Origin of the sequence: Pseudideonella sakaiensis, from assembly GCF_048320135.1 — a bacterium.
GTDB classification, from domain to species: Bacteria; Pseudomonadota; Gammaproteobacteria; order Burkholderiales; family Burkholderiaceae_C; genus Ideonella_A; species Ideonella_A sakaiensis_A.
Map to the genome: position 1 here is coordinate 5,213,544 of NZ_CP182947.1, position 18,057 is coordinate 5,231,600.

Here is an 18,057-nt window from a genome sequence, read left to right on the forward strand (position 1 = left end):
CGCGCCCTCATTGTTCCGTCAGTCGAACAATGATATCCATTTCAATGGCTTCCGGAATGATTTCGGGATGATTACATTGGCTCCATCGCACTTCCACCCATCTTCCGGAGCACCCCATGAACATCCTACAAATCAATTCCAGCGCCCGCCAAGACGGATCGCATTCCAGCCAGCTTGCACGTCGCCTTGTCGAGCGGCTCACCGAAACCAACCCCGGCGCGTCGCTGACGATCCGCGACCTCGCCCGCACGCCGCACCCGGCGCTCGATGAAGCGGCACTCGGCGCCTTGTTCACGCCGGCCGAGCAACGCACGCCGCAGCAGGCCGAACGCGTTGCGCTCGACGATGCGCTGATCGCCGAGATCCAGGCCGCCGACGCCGTCGTGCTTGGCGTGCCGATGTACAACTTCGGCGTCTCGTCGCAGCTGAAAAACTGGATCGATGCAATCTCGCGCGCGAAAGTCACCTTCGCGTACACCGAAAAAGGCCCGGTCGGCCTGCTGACCGGCAAGAAGATCTACGTCGTGCTGACCCGCGGCGGCAAATACCGCAACACCCCGGCCGACACCCAGGTGCCGTACCTGCAGACCGTGCTCGCCTTCCTCGGCATGACCGACGTGCAGTTCGTCTACGCCGAAGGTCTGGCGATGGGCGCCGACGCCGAGAAGGAAGCAGTGGCCTCGGCCAACGAGCAGATCGAGGACGCACTGGCTGCCTGACCCCCGCCCCGCGCAAGTGAAGCTGGTATTCCTCCCTCTCCCCCCGGGAGAGGGCCGGGGTGAGGGTGGTCGAGTTCCTCGGTGCTCCTTCGCGGAACAAAGATCCCGCCCCTCTCTCCACCCTCCCGCAGCGGCACCATCGCCCCCAGCACCGCACACAACTGGATCTGCGACGCCGACCCCGTCTTCGCGAGGATGTTGGCGATCTGCGTGCGCACCGTCGCGATGCCGACATTGCGCAGGCGTGCGCAGGTTTTCGCGGGATGGCCGGCGGCGAGCAGCACCGCCAGGCTCGCCTCGCTGCGGCTGAGGCCGAACAAGGCCTGCAGGTGGACCGGGTCGACGGCATTCCTGCCGTGGTCGAGAACAATCACCGCATGCGGTTCGCTCGGGCCAACCATCAGCGGGTGCGTCAACGGCAGCGGCATCACGCGGATGCGCAGCGACAACTCAGCGGCGCCGGGTTGCAACGGATCGCGCAGCGTGAAGGCAGACGCCTCGCGCGGATTCGCCGTACAGGCCTTGCGGATCGCCTCGCGCAGCAAGGCGTCGGCATTGGCAGAACACGCACCGATCCGGCCGGTCCGCAGCCGGACGCAGCGGCTTTTCTGCAGCACCTGTTCGCCGGCCGAGTTGCTGTGCAGCAGCTTGGCATCGCCATTGACGACACACAACGGGATGTCGAGCAGGTCGAGGCTCAGCATCGCGGCGGAAATCGCCGGCAGCCGCGCATTCAGTTCCAGCCGCAGGCCGAAGGCCCGCTGCACATGCGGCAGCAACCTGTCGAGGCGCTGCACGATGTCGTCATCGAATGTCGCGACATGGCCGGGGCGCTGCACACACAGCGTCGCCGAGCCGAACTTGCCGTCGTAGACCTTGCCGCCGCGCATCCAGCGCATGCCCATCGGCACCGCGAAATCATTCGCATATTCGCGCGACGGGCTGTGCAGCGGGTCGATCAGCCGGTCATCCGTCACCCAATGCCCGACCGGCTGCGCCATCGCGATCGTGCGGCGCGGGTCGAGGCCGGCGTAGTACTGCATCCATGCCGCCTGCATCCCGGCTGGGAAGTTCACCGCGTTGAACCCGGCAACATTGCCTTCGGCATCGAAGCTGGCGAGCGTGCTGGAAGCGGCATTCGTGTAGTGGCGGATCGCCTGCAAGGCCTCGGCTATCCTGCCCGGGTCGCAGATGCTGCCGTACAGCCCATCGAGGCACGCATCAAACAAGTGATCCGATTCAGACATCGCGCTCCTGTCATTGCATCGCTGATCGGCGCACTTTTGCGCCGCGCCGATGGCGATCGTCTGCGAGCGGGCGGTTTGGAAAAATCCCCTGACTGCGGGAGGCGCGTAGCTGGGCGGCAACGCTGGCGGTAACAAGCTCGAGCGTCAGTGCCCGGGTTGCGCGACGACAACGGCGCGCTGCCGCTGATACCACCGCGCCATCCCCTCCATCGTCAGCCAAGAAGCCGCCGCGGCTACCAGCAGCACGACCTCGGCAACCTCCCAACCCCAGCCATCGACGATCAGCGCAAACAGCGTCGGCGCGCCGGCATTGACGATCAGCACTGGTGTCGCCAGCAGGCCGAGCACCGCGCCATAACCGGCGCTGCCGAACAGCGCCAGTGGCAACGCGCCGCGGACGATCGTGATGACGCCTTGCGATGCGCCCATCAGCAGCGTGAACAGCAGCAGCGCGTGGAAGTGCCCGGCCCCGAGCAGCAGCACGACGAACGACCAGGGCAGGGCGCCGATCGCGAGCCGCGCCACCGTGATCGCGCGCAGGTGGCGGCCGAAAACGATTTCAACCACCCGGCCGGCGAACTGGCCGAAACCTTTTGTCGATGCGATCCACACCGCGGCGGTTGTCGACAGCTGCGCCGCCTCGAGCAGCGGCACCAATTGCACCGTGACGACGCCGAACACCAGCCCGTTCAGCGCCATCACCAGCGCGAGGAGCCCGATCGCGATGCGGCGTGGCTGACCGGTCAGCGGCGGGCCATCGATCGAGGCGGCGCGCGTCTTTTCAGTTGCCGCGGCGCCATTGTCGGCGACCCCCGGCGCTTCGCGCCGCGACAAGCCAATCCAGTTCAGCGGCAGGCAGACAACCAGATTGATCGCCGCAAACGCCGCCAGCGTCCAGCGCCAGCCGTAGGCCTGTTCGAGCTGATGGCCGAGCACCCAGAAAATCGTCGACGCAAACGCGCCGAACAGCGTCAGGTACGAAATCGCCAGCCGCCCACGCGACGGCACCACCTGCACCAGCCCGGCAAAAGCGGTGTCGTAAAGACACAGCCGCATGCCGATGCCGAGCAGCGCCCAGACGCCGAGGTACCAGCCCTCGCTGCGGCTGATCGCCAGCAGCGCAAGCGCCACCGAAACCAGCACCACGCCAACCGCCATCACCCGCTGCGCGCCATACCGATCGGTCGCCCGGCCGGCCCAGGTCGACACCGCGCCCATCATCAGCACCGCGACGGTGAAGCCCAGGTAGATCAGGCTCAGCGTCCAGCCGGTGTCGGCAGCGATCGGCTTCGCCAGCACGCCAAGGCAATAGAAGCTCGTGCCCCAGGCGGTGATCTGGGCAAGGCCGAGGGTGGTGACGGCGATGATCAAGACGTCCCGGGGGGGCTTCACGATGCCCGCGATCGTAAGGCTATTGCCCGTCCAAGCCGGCGCGCAGCATTAGTTTTAGGCGTTGTGCAGTCCCGCGATCGCGGGGTTGTGTAACAGCGACGGCTTGACGACGATCATCGCCCGATCAGAGGTTTGCCTGGTCCTTCAAGAAGGAATGTGCATGAATTGCTACTGGTCAGAAAAGGCGATAACGGGAGTTGCAAAGGTGCTGCGTGCCGGCGCGGCGTTGGCGCTTGCACTGTCAGCTGGCGCGGCGACTGCCGTGACGGTCGTCAACATCGGCACCGGGGTGGATGCGAGCGGGTCGACGCTCGCCACGAGTGCGACGGATCCTCGCTGGGACATCGTGGCAGGGCCGGGCGTGAGCAGTTCTTTCGACGCCGTCGTGGCTTCGAATCAACATCAGCTGTATTTCAAATCTCCACAGTCGATGTGGATCTCGACAGCGGCGAATGCCCGTTCAACGATCAACTCGCCATATACCTACCAACTGGTATTTGATCTGACCGGATACGATGCATCGACCGCACGCCTCGATGGCTCATGGAGCGTCGACAACTACGGCAGCATCCTCTTCAATGGGCACACACCCAATGGCACCGGTACCCTCAGTCTGACAGGGAATGCCGTGCAGAACTATCGCAGCTCACATTCGTTTTCGATTACCGGTGGTTTTCTGCCTGGGCTTAACACGCTGCAATTTCGCGTCACCGATACCGGCAATCCGGCAGGTCTGAATGTGCAGGGCAATGTGACAGCCGTCACTGCGGTTCCCGAGCCATCTACGTTGGCGCTTTTTGGTGTCGGACTGCTGGCGGTGTGGGTGACGAGGCGTCGAACCGTTCCACGTAGAAATAGCCTTCGCGCCGCGACAGGCCGATCCAATTCAGCGGCAGGCAGACAAGCAGATTGATCGCCGCAAACGCCGCCGGCGTCCAGCGCCAGCCGTAGGCCTGCTCGAGCTGGTGGCCGAGCACCCAGAAAATTGTCGACGCAAACGCGCCGAACAGCGTCAGGTACGGAATCGCCAGCCGCCCGCGCGACGGCACCACCTGCACCAGCCCGGCAAACGCGGTGTCGTAAAGGCACAGCCGCATGCCGATGCCGAGCAGCGCCCAGACGCCGAGATACCAGCCCTCGCTGCGGCTGATCGCCAGCAGCGCGAGCGCCACCGACACCAGCACCACCCCAACCGCCATCACTCGCTGTGCACCATACCGATCGGTTGCCCGGCCGGCCCATGTCGACACCGCGCCCATCATCAGCACCGCGACGGTGAAGCCGAGGTAGATCAGGCTCAGCGTCCAGCCGGTGTCGGCGGCGATCGGCTTCGCCAAAACGCCAAGGCAATAGGAGCTGGTAACCAGGCGGTTATCTGGGCGAGGCCGAGGGTGGAGACGGCGAGATCAAGACGTTCCGGGTGAGCTTCACGATGCCCGAGATCGTACGTCTCTGATAAATCTGTTTGACAACGAAGTAGTGCGGAACTGAGATTCAATGCGGCAGTCACGCGTGCTACTCACCGAGGGGTAGCCTTTGACCGACACCTCTCATCGACTTCCCCGGGCGCACTCCAGTAACTGACGCAGTCTAGCCCGCTCGCCCCAATAAAGATAAAACCCGCCGAAGCGGGTTTTCGCAGATGCAGTCTGCAACGGTTATTTCTGCTTGCGTCGGCGTGCCACGAAGCCGAGCGCGCCCATACCGGCTAGCATCATCGCGTAAGTTCCAGGTTCCGGCACTGCCGGTATCGGCGATGGCAATGCACCCCCGTCCACTGAAAGGGACGATTTGGCCAAGGTCAATAGCCATCCATCGTTGTCAACGTCTATGTCGACCTTAACTTGCAAGCCGGACTGGATGCTGCCAAAAAAACTATTATCAAGGGTGAACTCAGCGAAGCTCCAGGTCTCGTCAAAACCCTGAAGCGGGCCTAGCAGTACCCAATCCGTACCGTTCCAGGCGGAAATGTTATCGACTTCGAAGGGCGAATCGACATCATATGCGCTGATGTTCAGGGTGGCGGTCGTGAAGGGGTCGGTGATTGCGTTATGGGTCCATCCCCAGTCTTGCGTCCCATTGCGCCAGTATGGCGACTGCAACTTCAAATTGTCATCCGGGACAAAATAGGTATTGGCTTGACCAGAGGTGTGGTCGATTGTGTCAGTCACCGCCACGGCTTGCGCTTGACCCGTGGCCAACATCACCATCGTGGTAAGTGCAGCTAATGAAATCGTTTTCATCGCAAATCCTTTGAAAGATGATTCATGTAAGCGAAGTTGCACGGGATGTTTCACGGCCAGTGACAAGCATGTCGTTAGCGAACTGCACAATCTTGCTGAGTGCAAGCCAATGGGGATGCCTAAGCAACTCAACCCCAAGCTATCAAGTCGGCTTACAACACGCAACACACACTAGCCTGCATTCCTGCGGCGGATCATGAACCCGATCGCGCCCAGGCCCGCGAGCATCATGGCGAGAGTCTCTGGTTCAGGTACAGCTGTCACCGTGTAATTCGCGCCCATGAACGCAAGGCCGCCGTTGCTGCTGGTAGCAGATGCCTTGAGATCGTATGTCCCCATCGCCACATTTGCGAACGAGAAATTTGGCGAGATCCCGGTGTTTGTGCCGGAATAGGTTGCACCTCCGAACGTGATAGGGCTCAGCGTTAGCGTGAAGAACCCGAAATTGATTGATTGAGCGCTGAAAAATGAGCCAGAGACGTCCGACGTCGAACTGAGGCTGATCGGCCCGAAATTGATCAGCTTCGTCTCGTTAGGGGCGAATGTTTCTTGGACGATCGGCGTCTGCAATGCTGCGGCACTGATCGAAAACGCCATGCTGCACAGGCCGACGATGTATTTCAGTTTCATGATTTCCTCAAAAAAGTGTTGCTGAGCTGCGAATACAGGGCACGACCTATTAGGGGGTGCGCGATGTCAGTGTACGACTCGTTACACCATCTTTCAGGCCCCTGTTCAGGGGGTTTCACAACGTTCTGAACGTAACAGTCCTCAAGCAGACCCCGCGCCAAGCCGAGCCCGCGAACATCATTGTTTTCTGGTGGCTGTTCCTGTTCACCGCACATCCAACTGCACCTGCACCGCGCAATTCGCAGACTCTGCCGAGTAGTCGTACGACAGCGTCGTCGAGGTCGAGCGCTTTTCCTTCGCGACACCGCAGTCCACCGCAACATTGCGGGTCGGCACGTAACGCGCGCCCAGGCTCACCTTCGTGGTGCTGTCCGAGCCGGATTGGCTCGCCGTTGCGCCCACGGCGGGGTTGCTGATGTCGGCATTCAGCGAACGGTGCGTATGCGCCACCGAAGCCTGCAGCCGGGTCTTTGCCGTCGCGTCGTAGCGGGCAGCCACCTGCACACCGGTCGCGAGGCGGCTGGTTCCGTATTCGCCGACGATGCCATTGCCTGCGTCGAAGAACTGGCTTTCGGCGCCGGTGTCGCGGGTCAATGTCGTCACCACCTGCAGCTTGCCGGTGGCCTGATAGGTCCACGCCAAAGCACCGGTCACTCCCGAGAACTCGTTCTGCCGAGCTTCGGAGTGGGTCTGGCGGCCGATGCTCACTCGCGCATTCAGCGCGCTGCGCCCGCTCGGCGTCCAGGTGGCACTCAGGTCGACATCCCTTCGCTGGAACTTGTCGGCCACGTAGATGCCGCCCGGCCCCTGGCGATAAAGCGGGAATCGGCCCTCGGTGAACCGCAGACCGGCGCCAACGGTAAGCGCGGCGCTGGGCCGATAACGGGCGCCGACCTTGACGGCTGACTGCTTCAATTCCTGCGGGTCGAACTGCGGAGCCGAGTAGCGGCGCTCACGGTGCTGGTATCCGGCCTCGAAACTCAGCCGTGTCGTGCCACCGATCCTTGCCGTGGCGTCGAACTGGCGTGACTCTTCGATGTTCTTGCTGTTCAGGCGCGGCAGATTGATGTCGCTCGCATAGCTGGCCAGGTTGCGGTTCGCCGCATAACTCAGGCTGCCCGAGAGGCGGTGCAGCGTCTGCCAGTCGAGCCCGGTCGTCAGCCCGTAGCTGACGTTGTCGAGTTGGTCCTGATCTCGGAAGTTGTTGCTGCGCACGTTGGCATTGGCATGCAGGCGCTGGCGGCCGAGGGCGATGTCGGTGCCGGCCACGATGCCGGTGCTGGAGATCGTGTCCGAGCTGGCCGGTTGCCCGTCCGGCGTTCGAAAGATGTTGCTCTGGTAAGTGAAGGCCTGGCTGGCGCCGATGAAGGTGTTGGGGTCGGCCTGCGCCTGCGCAGAGCCGCATGCCAGCAGCGCGGCGGCGAAGAAGACGGTGTGAACGGGGCGGGGCTCCCGCTGGCGAGGGCAAATGTCAGGGTGCATTCTTGTTGTTGTCGTTCAATACGCCTTGCTGTCGCGCACCACCAGCCGGATCGTCGCGAGGATGATCTGCAGGTCCAGCAGCAGCGACCAGTTGCGCAGGTATTCCAGATCGTGCTCGACGCGCACCTGCATCTTCTCGATGGTGTCGGTCTCGCCGCGGTGGCCGTTCACCTGCGCCAGGCCGGTGATGCCGGGCTTGACCTTGTGGCGCACCATGTAGGCCTTGATCAGCTGGCGGTAGGTCTCGTTGTGGGCCACCGCATGCGGCCGCGGGCCTACGATGCTCATCCGGCCCTGGAGCACGTTGATGAACTGCGGCAGCTCGTCCAGCGAGGTGCGGCGGATGAAGGCGCCGAACGGCGTGATGCGTGCATCGCCCTTGGTGGCCTGGCGGATCTCGCTGCCGTTGTCCATCGTCGTCATCGAGCGGAATTTGTAGACGATGATTTCTTCGCCGTCCAAACCGTTGCGCCGCTGCTTGAAGATCACCGGCCCGGGTGAACTCATCTTGACGCCCAGCGCGATCGCCAGCATCAGCGGCGAGATCAGCAGCAGGATGATCGACGCCAGCACGATGTCGCTGATCCGCTTGACCAGCTCGCTGGTGCCGGTGAACGGCGTCTCGCACAGCCCGACCACCGGAATGCCGCCAACATCGCGCAGTCGCCCCTGGATGATGCTGATGCCAAATACGTCGGGCACGAAATACAGGCTGGCTGTCGTGCCCTGCAGCTGTTCCATCAACTGCAAGATGCGCGGCTGCGAGCCCAGCGGCAGCGTGATGTAGACGCTGCGCACACCGTGGGCATTCACATAGGCGGCCACTTCCGATATCGAGCCCAGGCGCTTGCCTTCCGCGCCTTTGGCAACCCGGCCGTTGGTGCGGTCGTCGAAGTGGCCGAGCACATCGGTCACCCGGTCCTTCGACTTCGCCAACGAATTGGCGAGCTTCACACCCAGCGTGCCGGCCCCGACGATCACCGCCCGGTCCACCGCCTCGGGCTTGCGGGCTTGCGCGCGCAGCAGCGAGCGCCCGATCCACATCATCGCCCAGTGGGTCAGCGGGGTCAGGATCGCCCACGCAATCAGGATCTCTTCGTCGAACAGCCCGAAGCTGCGCGTGGCAAAGCCGCACAGCGCGAGGATCAGCAGCAGGAAGACCCAGTCGGTCAGGATGCCGATGCCGGCCGGCAGCCAGCCTTCACGGAAGCGGTCACGCCCCGGGAAGCTCAGCGCGAAGACCAACAGGCACAGCGTCATGTCGGCACGGTTGACCGACCCGTAGTACCAGCCATTGATCGCCAGGTAGACGAACACCGACAGCGCAGGCTCGAGCACAGCCGCAGCCAGCGTGCGCACCGATTGCGGGCCGGTCAGGAAGGTCTGTCGGGATTCTTTGTCTTCGAACATCTGGCAGGAGCAATAGCGATGGGAAAGTGCGTGTAGACAAGGCACGCATGAACCGGGCCCGGCCCGGTCGGAATCAGTTCAATGGGGAGGAAAAGCCGCGCGGGTGTGTTTGCGCCGTCGATACAAGAAGCCGAGCCCGAGTGCCATCATCAATACCGCCGGCGGTTCCGGTACCGGCGACACCGCCATCGTCCACTGCGCGGCCTGGCCGGGAGTCACACTCCTGATCGTGCTGTTGATCCACGGCATGTACGGCGCCGTCTGCACGTGGCCAGAAGAGTTGAATCCGCCCCCGCCCAGCAGCGTCGTTGTCACCCCGAGCAGCACGGCATTGCTACTGGAATCGACGTTGCCCATGAACAATCCGCCGCCGCTGTCGCCGCCTTCAACGTAGACCGGACCGGAAGTGATGAGCCAATTGGGCGTATGCGTAGCACCTTCCCAAACGACCGTATCGAGGGCCAGTGCAACACTGCCAACTCCGGTGACTGGCCTGCCTGCAGTTCCGCGCTTTGCGCTCGTCAATGTCACTGGCCCCAGACCTCTGACCTGAGATTGGCCGATCGCCGTGCTGTTCAGCAGCGGGAAGGCGCCTCCTGCATTGAGCGATGTGGCGAGATAAAGCAGCCCAATGTCGTGGCTCGGATAGCTGTGGCCAGGATATTTATAGCTGGCCAACACATTCGAGGTGCCTGCTTCCGACTCGAAACTGCCAAGCACGGATCCGCTGATGTTGTGAGCCGCAGTCAGCACCCAGTTCGGTGCAATCAAGACGCCGCTCGTTCCGCCGACATTGCCAATGTGCGCGTAGGCATTCGCCGGCGCGGTGGTCGCCGCGGTCAGCGCAAGACCAGGCGTGGCTACCCATGCGAGCAGAACAAAAAGCAGGGGCATTGCCTGCTTCTTCAGGCATCGCAAGGGCGATAACCGGACAATGATGTGGCATGGGTTCATGGATGACATGCGCATGCCGGATACGAATTCGGGTGCGCGGCCGATTTTCTGTGTCGAGGTGTTGCGCGGCAACGCCTTGAACAGGGGGGAGGCAAACCCCATCGAGGAGCGTACAAAGGGGCTGTTCTCAGAATGGGGCAGCGTTTGTAACAAGGCTCCCGCGGCCGTAGGCAATTGCTTACAAGTTGCCGTTAAAGGTCTCCCGCAGGCCTGTCGATGAATCCGGAAGGTCGCGCGAGCAGTCGGCGCGGCACGTTTCCCGTGCACCCAAATCGTTGTTGCTCACGATCAGGCTGATTTCATGACCATGTTTGTTTCCCTCGTCCAAAAGCACACCACCCCGTCGGTGTCCGCCTTCGGCCGCAGGCTATGCGCTGCGGTGGCCTGCGCGTCTTCACTGTTACTTGCCGCTTGCGGCGGCGGCGATGTCGTCGAGTCGGCCAAGGCCGCGGCTGGGTCGATGCTCGATTCAGGCAAGAAGGTCGCCTTGGCCTTCCAGGCGCCGTCGGTCTCCCGCTTTGCCGCCAACGGCTGGTACTGGAACCCGCAGGAGGGTGGCACCGGCTTCATGTTCGAGGCGCAGGGCGATGCCGGCTTTGCCGGCTTCTTCATGTACGAGGAGGGCACCGGCAAGCCAATCTGGTACGTGGCGCGCGGCACCTTCGGTGCCAGCTCCGACGGCAGCTACGGCTTCTTCGGCGAGATGCGGCAGTTCCAGGGTGGGCAAAGCGTCGCGTCCCCGGTCTACAGCGAGCCGACGTCCACCTCGGCCGGTTATGTATGGATCACCTTCAACGGCAACGATGCCGTGGCGATCTTCTCGAGCGGCCGGCGCATGCCGTCGACGCGTTTCGACTTCAACGGTCTTGCCACCACCACGCAGCCGCACCAGCCCGAGGTTGGCTGGTACTGGAACCCGGCCGAAGGCGGCCGCGGCTATGCCGTCGAGGTGCAGAACAACCGCCTCTTCATGGCGATGTTCCACTACAACGCCGACGGCTCACCGACCTGGAACCTGGTGCAGGGCGACATCAGCAGCGGCGAGGCCACGGGGCCGTTCGAGCTGTATGTGGGCGGCCAGTCGCTTTATTCGGCCCACCGCCACGGCGTCAAATACGAATCCGGCAGCTATACGGTGAGCTTCCGCAACCCGTGCGCGGGGCAGGTGCAGCTCAACGGTGCACCGCCGGTCAGCGTCCGGCGCTTCGTCTTCGGTGAACTGCCGGCAGGCAACGAGTGCCGCACCACCGCAGGTGCCACTGCCGATCTGATCCCGGGCGTGCAGGCCGGGCCAGTGCGTTTGCTGCCCGGCGACAGCGTCTTCGGCCGAGTCGACAGCGCCGGCGATGTCGACGCCTATGGCATCAGCCTGCAAGCCGGCGTTGCCTATCAATTCGATCTGAAGGGCGCCGGCAACAAGAACGGCACGCTGGCCGACCCGTTGCTTGCATTGTTCGACGCCAACCTGAAACAGCTGGCCGTCAACGACAACATCTCCGCGGGCCAGGCGGATTCGAGGATCACCTTCACCCCCACCGCCAGCGGCACCTATTACCTGGCGGCGCAGGCCAGTGGCAGCGGTACAGGCAGCTTCGTGCTCAGCGCCAGCGGCCTTGCACCTAGCCTTGCGCCGTATTCGGCGGCGGCGCCCAGCAGTTTTGCCGGCAACCTGACCGCCACCGTCACCGGCAAGGAAACCGGCACCGCCAACCTCGTCGTCGATCAGTCCGGGCGCGTGACTGGCACGGTCGCGCTGGTTCGAAACGGCAGCACCGTCTCGCTTACAGCCAGCGGAACCGTGTCCTCCGGTGGTGTGTTGAAGGTCACTGCCGCCGGCAGCAGCAGCTCTTACACCTTCACCGGCGAAGTCGGGACGAGCAAACAGGTGACAGGCACTTGGCGTGATGCAAGCGGCGCGGGTGGAATGGTCTTCGCGCAGGGCGCAGCGCCTGCATCGACGGGCGCCGGTGCAGCTGTCCCGACCCTCACCGTGCGCGCGCGTGGATCGTTGGCGGGCGGGGTGGGGCCGATCATGGTGGTGCGGCTGGACGGCACCGTGATCGGCACCGTCGAGGTTCGGTCGACCGAACCGGCTGATTACAGCTTCAGTGCGCCGGGGTTGAGGGCCGGGTCGAAGGTGGATGTGGTGTTCACCAACGATGCGGTGATCAATGGCGAGGACAGGAATCTGTATGTCAGTTACCTGACTGATGGGACTTCCACGCTGCTTCCCGTTGCGCCGGGGACCGTGGTCGACAAAGGAAGCAACGAGAAGGCTTTCGATGGCATCGATGTCATCGCCGGGCAAGGTGAATTGGCCTGGAACGCTGCGCTGCGCATAACTTGGGTAGGCTCTGGTTCCGCCGATCTTGCGATCGCACGGAAGAACGAGGCCTCGCGCCTGCTGCAGCAAGCTACCTTCGGCCCCACCCCCGCCGAGATCGCCCGCTTGGCCGGCGTAAGCGATGCGGCGTGGCTTGCAGATCAGCTGGCCCAGCCGGCAAGCCCCGATTTCGTGAATGCCGTGCAAGCTCAGTTCGACCGCGGTGCGGCCTATCGCCCCGGAGGCGCGAGCTATTCGACGGCCATAGTGGGCCAACGGTTCTGGGCAAATGCCGCAAGCAGCCCTGACCAGTTGCGAAAGCGCATGGGTTTTGCTCTGCATCAGATCTTCATGGTCTCGCAAGCCGATTCCAACTTGCATCACCACTCGCGAGCGTATGCCCACTACCTGGATACGCTGAACCGACACGCCTTCGGCAACTTTCGCAACCTGCTGGAAGACATGGCACTGAGCCCAGTCATGGGCATCTACCTGTCGCACATCCGCAACCGCAAGGAGGATGCGGCAACAGGAAGGAATCCGGACGAGAACTTTGCGCGGGAAGTGATGCAGCTCTTCACCATCGGCCTGCATGAACTGAATATTGACGGAACCGAGAAGCTCGAATCAAGCGGCAAGCCGATCGAGACGTACAACAATGCCGACGTGATGGCGCTGGCCAAGGTGTTCACCGGCTGGAGCTGGGGCTTTCCGGATGCGCAGCTGACAGAGAACAACTTCCGCTGGGGTAGCCCCGATTATTCAGTGGCTGGCGACACGCGCATCGATCTGCAGAAGATGAAGGCCTACCCCGGACAGCACTCCTCGGCAGAGAAGCGCCTATTTGCTGGCAAGTCTCATGCGGTGACCATCCCCGCAAATACCGGCGCTGCTGAAAGTCTGCGCATTGCGCTGGACACCTTATTCAACCACCCAAATGTTGGCCCGTTCATCGGCAGGCAGCTGATTCAGCGCTTCGTAACCAGCAATCCAAGCCCGGCGTATGTCGCAAGGGTTGCATCAGCCTTCAACAACAATGGCCAAGGTGTGCGTGGCGATCTGGGAGCAGTCGTTCGTGCCATCCTGCTCGACACCGAGGCGCGGCAAGCACCGACCGGAGAGTTTGGCAAATTGCGGGAGCCCGTCTTGCGGGTTACTCATTGGATGAGAGCATTCGGTGCCACTTCGGCGACCGGTGGATTCATGATGGCCTGGGAACTCGATTCGCAAAGCCAGCGAGCATTGCATGCACCCTCCGTATTCGGCTATTTCCGCCCTGGCTATGTGCCGCCCAATAGCACGTTGGCCGCAACCGGAGCCACCGCGCCAGAGCTACAGATCGTCAACGAATCGAGCACTGCCGAGTGGGTGAATCTTGCCGAGACGATGGCTGGCTCCGGCCTGGGCTGGACCGGCAGCGCGCGCGACGTGAGCGTGGCGCTGTCGGCCCAGGCGGCCCTCGCCGCTGCCGGTAACTTAAATGGTTTGATCGACAACCTCGATCTGCTGCTTTTTGCTGGCCGCATGCCGAAGGCCCTGCGGCAAGATATTCGCGATGCCGTTGGCGGCGTAGCCGGCAATTCCGAAGCCAGTCATCTGTATAGAGCGCGCGTCGCGCTGTTCGTCGCGCTGGCATCCCCCGACTACTTGGTGCAACGCTGATGAGCCACAACAACCAATCACGACGGCAATTTCTGCGCGCTGCCTCCGGCCTTGCCGCCGCCGCAGCCGGGCAGGGCATTCACCGATTCAGTGCGCCGCTGGCGATGAGTCTGGCCGGGATGGCTACGTTGGCCAGCCAGAGTTCCAGCGCAGCCACGGTGACCGGCCCCTACCGCGCACTGGTCTGTTTGTTCATGGCTGGCGGCAACGATTCTCACAACTGGGTGGTGCCTATGGACGCCATCGGCTACGGCCAATATGCGGCCGTGCGCCGCGAACTGGCTTGGCCGCTGGCCAATCTGCAGCAGATCACCAGCACCACGCAAGAGGCGGGCCGCGTCTTTGGCATGCCGGCAGAACTGCAGCCGCTGCGGCAGTGGTATGAAGCCGGCCGTGCTGCCATCGTTGCCAACGTCGGCCCACTGAAGCGGCCGATCACCAAGGCGGAATTCCTGGCCGGAACCGATGTGCCGTCCAAACTCTTCTCGCACAACGACCAGCAATCGACGTGGCAATCGCTGTCGCCCGAAGGCGCGCGTTCTGGCTGGGGCGGGCGCATGGGAGACATCCTGATGTCAGCGAACCAGCAGCCGATGTTCACCGCGGTTTCCGCCGCCGGCAATGCGGTCTTCCTGTCCGGCAGCACGGTCACCCAATACCAGGTCGGCGCCAATGGTCCGGTAAAGGCGCGTGCGCTCGGCAACTCGTGGGTTCACGGCTCGAGCACCGCCGGCAATGTGCTGCGCAACACGCTCGCGGCAAACGGCGACACCGCGCTGCAATCCGAATACACCCGCGTGATGCAGCGCTCGATTGCTGCCGACGCGATGCTGCAGACGGCCCTGGCCTCGGGCAACGTACCTGCAATTCCGTCAAGCCAAGTGAGCCCCGGCAACACCGCGACCTTGGACAACGATTCGCTGGCCAAGCAGCTGCGCATGGTGACTCAAATGATCGCCGCTGGCCAGACGCTCGGTATGCGGCGCCAAGTCTTCATGGTTTCGATCGGCGGCTTCGATACCCATGCCAACCAAATGCGCGATCAGCCGGTGCTGATGGCGCGAGTGGCGCAATCGGTCAACTACTTCTTGTCGTCGCTCAACACGATGGGCATGCTGAACAACGTTACGCTGTTCACTGCGTCGGACTTCGGCCGCACGCTGACGACCAATGGCGACGGCAGCGATCACGGCTGGGGATCGCATCACTTCATCGCAGGCGGCGGTGTGCGGGGCGCGACCATTCATGGGCGGTTTCCCACAACGGCGCTGGGCACCAGCGAAGAAGTCGGCTCAGGTCGGCTGCTGCCGGGAATCTCGGTGGCCGAATTGGCGGGCAATCTTGGCGGCTGGATGGGCCTGAGCCGGGCGGAGCAGGAAATGGTGTTACCAGATCTCGCTGCATTTGGGGCCCGGCTACCGCCAATGATGTGGGCCTGATCGTGAGAAGCTTGGGTGCCCCGGTCTGACCTCTATCTATATAGGGGGTCAGCGAGCATGCCACACGGGGGCGGCCAAAAAATTGAAGTTATCGCGTTGCCAGTCGTTTGCGCCTGCCTGGCTCGGCGCCCGCGGACCCCAGTCAACCTGGGGTGCTGAGCGATGGGCTCGGCGGACACAATGGGAGCGCCTAAAGAACGGCACGCTCAAGGAACTGCCACCTTTTGGGTAACGTAACCTGCTTCGGGTGCGGTGCACGTCGTGCTTCTGCGGTGTCTTTGCGTTCGTACTGCGTTCAGCCATGGGCTCGATAGCCACTAATGCATTCTGCCGCTAAGTGATTACAGCGGGGTCATTTGCACCTTTCACCCTTTCACATCCATCCGGTAGTATTAACCATCACGGGAGTACGATCATCCGGGCTGTTTGCCAGAATGATGCCCTGGTAAATTTCGAGGGCTCTGTTTCGCGATACAGGTACTGGGCCATTACCCATCGATGGTAGCCAGATCCCGGGGTCAGGGTCGGGCCCAGCGCATCAACCACTAGATTGCCATTTACCCATATGCGCTCCCTGCCTTTGCCGCCTTGGTCATTTTCCCGTTCGTCGAGAAATGATTCGATTACTATAGGAATGAACGTCGCTCGAGGTATGCCCGATACGTGAGCAATTGGCCTTAACTTTGGCACATTTCCGCCCTTGGCAAAGAACGTGAGAATTAACGATTTATCTGGCGCTTGGGGATCAGTATCAACAACAGCAGACATGGAAGGACTCGGACTAGAGGAGCTCTTTAGCTGCCAAAACAGAACTGGGCTAAGTTTCGGTGGTGTCAGGGCCCAATGGTCTCCTCTATCGTGCCCCCCAAAAGCCACCACTAGTTCCCATCGGACATGGGTTCGGGGTGGAACTGGATAACTTACAAGTTGGGATCTGCAAGCTCCCGCAGTGATCCCATCTCCTGCGTTATACCTAATAACCGTGCGGCCGCTTCTTTTTTCGATCCGGCCTGCAAGCCCATCGTTGGTTATTTGGGAGTCAGTCAGATTAACAGAGTTGTTCCTATACGGATCCCACCCTTGTAATACAGCGGCATCAGGTACGTTAGTTGTCGAATTAATAAATGGCAAGTTTCCACTGAAGTTATGCATGCGCGGCGCAGCAAGGTGGGCCTGAGACATTGTGCCCATGATATTGACCATGTAGGGATCTAGCGCCGTAAATGCGCTTACATTCGATGCCCCTGGATACGATACTTCCGATTTGGGCATAGGAGCCAGCGTGCCTGGAAGACGGTCAACTTGGATTCCACCCGTGGCATCGATCCATGCGAAAGACTGTGCTCCGTAGGAATTGAGAGAACATGCCGAAACCATGAATGCCTGCACCACCATTCTTGAGTGTGCTCCGCGTATATTGATACCCCGAAGCAAACGAAAAAACGTAGAGCGATCACGCTGCGCGTCATCCGTCTTCGCAGGCGACGAGAATAGATGAATCCTCCCCACCTGCAAACGGACAGCGACGCCAAGTGAGGTCTTATACAGGTTAATTAGTGATTTCGGCATTAGCACCCTCTTGTCGCTTAAAGTAAGACTAAGACAGTGCTCCCGGGCGCTACTCAGTAAGAAACCGCCGGACGTTGGCAACGAAGTCTGCAGGTGCGCTAGCCGAAATAGAGGGGGTAGCGATGAGTGGCCGATTGAGCGCTTCAGTGATGGTGGCTGGCAATCCCGAGACATTTGGGGAAACGAATATGCCAGACTTTTCCTTTGCCCAATTCGCTGTGTGGATTTGGTGGTCTGTCGTTACTTCATGGTTCGCAACTAGGCGAGGAAGCAGGACGATAGACTTGCCCGCAGTCAGAGCAGTTATGATTGTTCCCATGCCCGCATGCGAGATAATCAGTTCTGCCGCCCGTATCTGCTCTGCAAACTCGTGCGGAGGCAACGCCGGCTTCCAACCGAAATTTCGCGGCTGATAAGCGGTATTTCCGATTTGCGCAAAGATATCGTGACGTCCCGCCTGTCCGGCCCACGCATCGACTGCGATGATCAAACGGTCGAATGGCAACATGGATCCAACGGTTACGAAAATCATAGGATGGCGCCCCAGTAATCAGGTTTGCGACCGTCTTTCAGATGAGGCCATTGTGTTAGCCATACATCAGCTACATGGCGGGCAAGCATCCCGGAGCCTGACACCTTTTCACAATTGGCAAGGCTGTCGATCCACATTGTCTTTTTTCTAAACAAGAGTTTGGCGAGCAGCAAAGCTACGAGCCCAGGCGCTGCCCCGGTGGTCATAACCACGTCGGGGCGAACTCTCCAGAAGATGCGAAGAAATTGACAGGCCAAGATCACAAATCCAAACCGATCCCAGCGATTAACATCGCGAACCGCTAAAAAATCGGAACCAGGGACGTCTTCTGCATAATCCGCGCTCACACTGACGAATGTGACATCGAGGCCTTCAAGTGCGGGTCGTAGTCGACACATCTGAACCCAATGACCACCTCCAGAGGCTACCGCGAGAATCTTTTTTTTTGTCATGCG

Annotated in this window: 14 protein-coding genes and 1 pseudogene; 4 read left to right on the forward strand and 11 right to left on the reverse strand. The window is 61.6% G+C overall.

Features of this window, described 5'->3' with window-relative positions; all coding sequences use genetic code 11:
- Window positions 1-116 precede the first annotated feature (116 nt).
- On the forward strand, window positions 117-719 hold the full coding sequence (locus tag ACNH6H_RS23915; protein WP_418320775.1) for an FMN-dependent NADH-azoreductase: 603 nt from the start codon (window positions 117-119) through the stop codon (window positions 717-719).
- Here ACNH6H_RS23915 and ACNH6H_RS23920 read toward each other — a convergent pair.
- A complete protein-coding gene (locus ACNH6H_RS23920; RefSeq protein ID WP_418320776.1) occupies window positions 629-1,966 on the reverse strand; it encodes a helix-turn-helix transcriptional regulator in 1,338 nt (445 codons plus the stop codon). The two genes, ACNH6H_RS23915 and ACNH6H_RS23920, sit on opposite strands and share 91 nt — an antisense overlap.
- Before the next feature lie 144 nt (window positions 1,967-2,110).
- Window positions 2,111-3,337 carry an MFS transporter gene (locus ACNH6H_RS23925; protein ID WP_418320777.1) on the reverse strand — a complete coding sequence of 409 codons (1,227 nt, stop codon included), beginning with the start codon at window positions 3,335-3,337 and terminating at the stop codon, window positions 2,111-2,113.
- A 124-nt stretch (window positions 3,338-3,461) separates the two neighbouring features.
- Between ACNH6H_RS23925 and ACNH6H_RS23930 the strand changes: the two genes are divergently transcribed.
- The gene (locus ACNH6H_RS23930; RefSeq protein ID WP_418320778.1) at window positions 3,462-4,271 is read left to right on the forward strand and encodes a PEP-CTERM sorting domain-containing protein; all 810 of its coding nucleotides are present in this window, start codon (window positions 3,462-3,464) and stop codon (window positions 4,269-4,271) included.
- Between the two features lie 7 nt (window positions 4,272-4,278).
- Here the strand turns inward: ACNH6H_RS23930 and ACNH6H_RS23935 are convergent.
- From ACNH6H_RS23935 to ACNH6H_RS23960, 6 genes and pseudogenes are all read right to left on the reverse strand, one after another.
- Window positions 4,279-4,695, reverse strand: a pseudogene (locus tag ACNH6H_RS23935) (MFS transporter); the annotation flags it as partial.
- A gap of 321 nt (window positions 4,696-5,016) precedes the next feature.
- Window positions 5,017-5,601: a PEP-CTERM sorting domain-containing protein gene (locus tag ACNH6H_RS23940; RefSeq protein WP_418320779.1), complete on the reverse strand. Its 585-nt coding sequence runs from the start codon at window positions 5,599-5,601 to the stop codon at window positions 5,017-5,019.
- Between the two features lie 171 nt (window positions 5,602-5,772).
- Window positions 5,773-6,231, reverse strand: a complete 459-nt coding sequence (locus tag ACNH6H_RS23945) for an FxDxF family PEP-CTERM protein (RefSeq protein ID WP_418320780.1) — start codon at window positions 6,229-6,231, stop codon at window positions 5,773-5,775.
- Window positions 6,232-6,435: 204 nt separating this feature from the next.
- Window positions 6,436-7,713 carry a hypothetical protein gene (locus tag ACNH6H_RS23950; protein ID WP_418320781.1) on the reverse strand — a complete coding sequence of 426 codons (1,278 nt, stop codon included), beginning with the start codon at window positions 7,711-7,713 and terminating at the stop codon, window positions 6,436-6,438.
- Between the two features lie 15 nt (window positions 7,714-7,728).
- Window positions 7,729-9,123, reverse strand: a complete 1,395-nt coding sequence (locus tag ACNH6H_RS23955) for an undecaprenyl-phosphate glucose phosphotransferase (RefSeq protein WP_418320782.1) — start codon at window positions 9,121-9,123, stop codon at window positions 7,729-7,731.
- Between the two features lie 78 nt (window positions 9,124-9,201).
- Window positions 9,202-10,179: a trypsin-like serine protease gene (locus ACNH6H_RS23960; RefSeq protein WP_418320783.1), complete on the reverse strand. Its 978-nt coding sequence runs from the start codon at window positions 10,177-10,179 to the stop codon at window positions 9,202-9,204.
- A 199-nt stretch (window positions 10,180-10,378) separates the two neighbouring features.
- Between ACNH6H_RS23960 and ACNH6H_RS23965 the strand changes: the two genes are divergently transcribed.
- Window positions 10,379-14,062, forward strand: coding sequence for a DUF1800 family protein (locus ACNH6H_RS23965; protein ID WP_418320784.1), 3,684 nt, complete (start codon window positions 10,379-10,381; stop codon window positions 14,060-14,062).
- Window positions 14,062-15,501: a DUF1501 domain-containing protein gene (locus tag ACNH6H_RS23970; RefSeq protein ID WP_418320785.1), complete on the forward strand. Its 1,440-nt coding sequence runs from the start codon at window positions 14,062-14,064 to the stop codon at window positions 15,499-15,501. Before ACNH6H_RS23965 ends, ACNH6H_RS23970 begins: the two co-directional genes overlap by 1 nt.
- 399 nt (window positions 15,502-15,900) lie before the next feature.
- Here ACNH6H_RS23970 and ACNH6H_RS23975 read toward each other — a convergent pair whose 3' ends face one another.
- From ACNH6H_RS23975 to ACNH6H_RS23985, 3 genes are all read right to left on the reverse strand, one after another.
- Complete coding sequence (locus ACNH6H_RS23975) at window positions 15,901-16,269, reverse strand: hypothetical protein (RefSeq protein WP_418320786.1); 369 nt, start codon at window positions 16,267-16,269, stop codon at window positions 15,901-15,903.
- A gap of 850 nt (window positions 16,270-17,119) precedes the next feature.
- A complete protein-coding gene (locus ACNH6H_RS23980) occupies window positions 17,120-17,578 on the reverse strand; it encodes a glycosyltransferase (protein WP_418320787.1) in 459 nt (152 codons plus the stop codon).
- A 20-nt stretch (window positions 17,579-17,598) separates the two neighbouring features.
- On the reverse strand, window positions 17,599-18,054 hold the full coding sequence (locus ACNH6H_RS23985; protein WP_418320788.1) for a glycosyl transferase: 456 nt from the start codon (window positions 18,052-18,054) through the stop codon (window positions 17,599-17,601).
- Between the last annotated feature and the right edge of the window lie 3 nt (window positions 18,055-18,057).

Excerpts from the sequence above, each read along its gene's own strand:
- ACNH6H_RS23960 (WP_418320783.1), bottom strand. The coding sequence starts at position 10,179 with ATGGGGTTTGCCTCCCCCCTGTTCAAGGCGTTGCCGCGCAACACCTCG.
- ACNH6H_RS23980 (WP_418320787.1), bottom strand. The coding sequence starts at position 17,578 with ATGTTGCCATTCGACCGTTTGATCATCGCAGTCGATGCGTGGGCCGGA.
- ACNH6H_RS23915 (WP_418320775.1), top strand. The coding sequence starts at position 117 with ATGAACATCCTACAAATCAATTCCAGCGCCCGCCAAGACGGATCGCAT.
- ACNH6H_RS23985 (WP_418320788.1), bottom strand. The coding sequence starts at position 18,054 with ATGACAAAAAAAAAGATTCTCGCGGTAGCCTCTGGAGGTGGTCATTGG.
- ACNH6H_RS23975 (WP_418320786.1), bottom strand. The coding sequence starts at position 16,269 with ATGTCTGCTGTTGTTGATACTGATCCCCAAGCGCCAGATAAATCGTTA.
- ACNH6H_RS23920 (WP_418320776.1), bottom strand. The coding sequence starts at position 1,966 with ATGTCTGAATCGGATCACTTGTTTGATGCGTGCCTCGATGGGCTGTAC.
- ACNH6H_RS23970 (WP_418320785.1), top strand. The coding sequence starts at position 14,062 with ATGAGCCACAACAACCAATCACGACGGCAATTTCTGCGCGCTGCCTCC.
- ACNH6H_RS23940 (WP_418320779.1), bottom strand. The coding sequence starts at position 5,601 with ATGAAAACGATTTCATTAGCTGCACTTACCACGATGGTGATGTTGGCC.
- ACNH6H_RS23950 (WP_418320781.1), bottom strand. The coding sequence starts at position 7,713 with ATGCACCCTGACATTTGCCCTCGCCAGCGGGAGCCCCGCCCCGTTCAC.
- ACNH6H_RS23955 (WP_418320782.1), bottom strand. The coding sequence starts at position 9,123 with ATGTTCGAAGACAAAGAATCCCGACAGACCTTCCTGACCGGCCCGCAA.
- ACNH6H_RS23945 (WP_418320780.1), bottom strand. The coding sequence starts at position 6,231 with ATGAAACTGAAATACATCGTCGGCCTGTGCAGCATGGCGTTTTCGATC.
- ACNH6H_RS23965 (WP_418320784.1), top strand. The coding sequence starts at position 10,379 with ATGACCATGTTTGTTTCCCTCGTCCAAAAGCACACCACCCCGTCGGTG.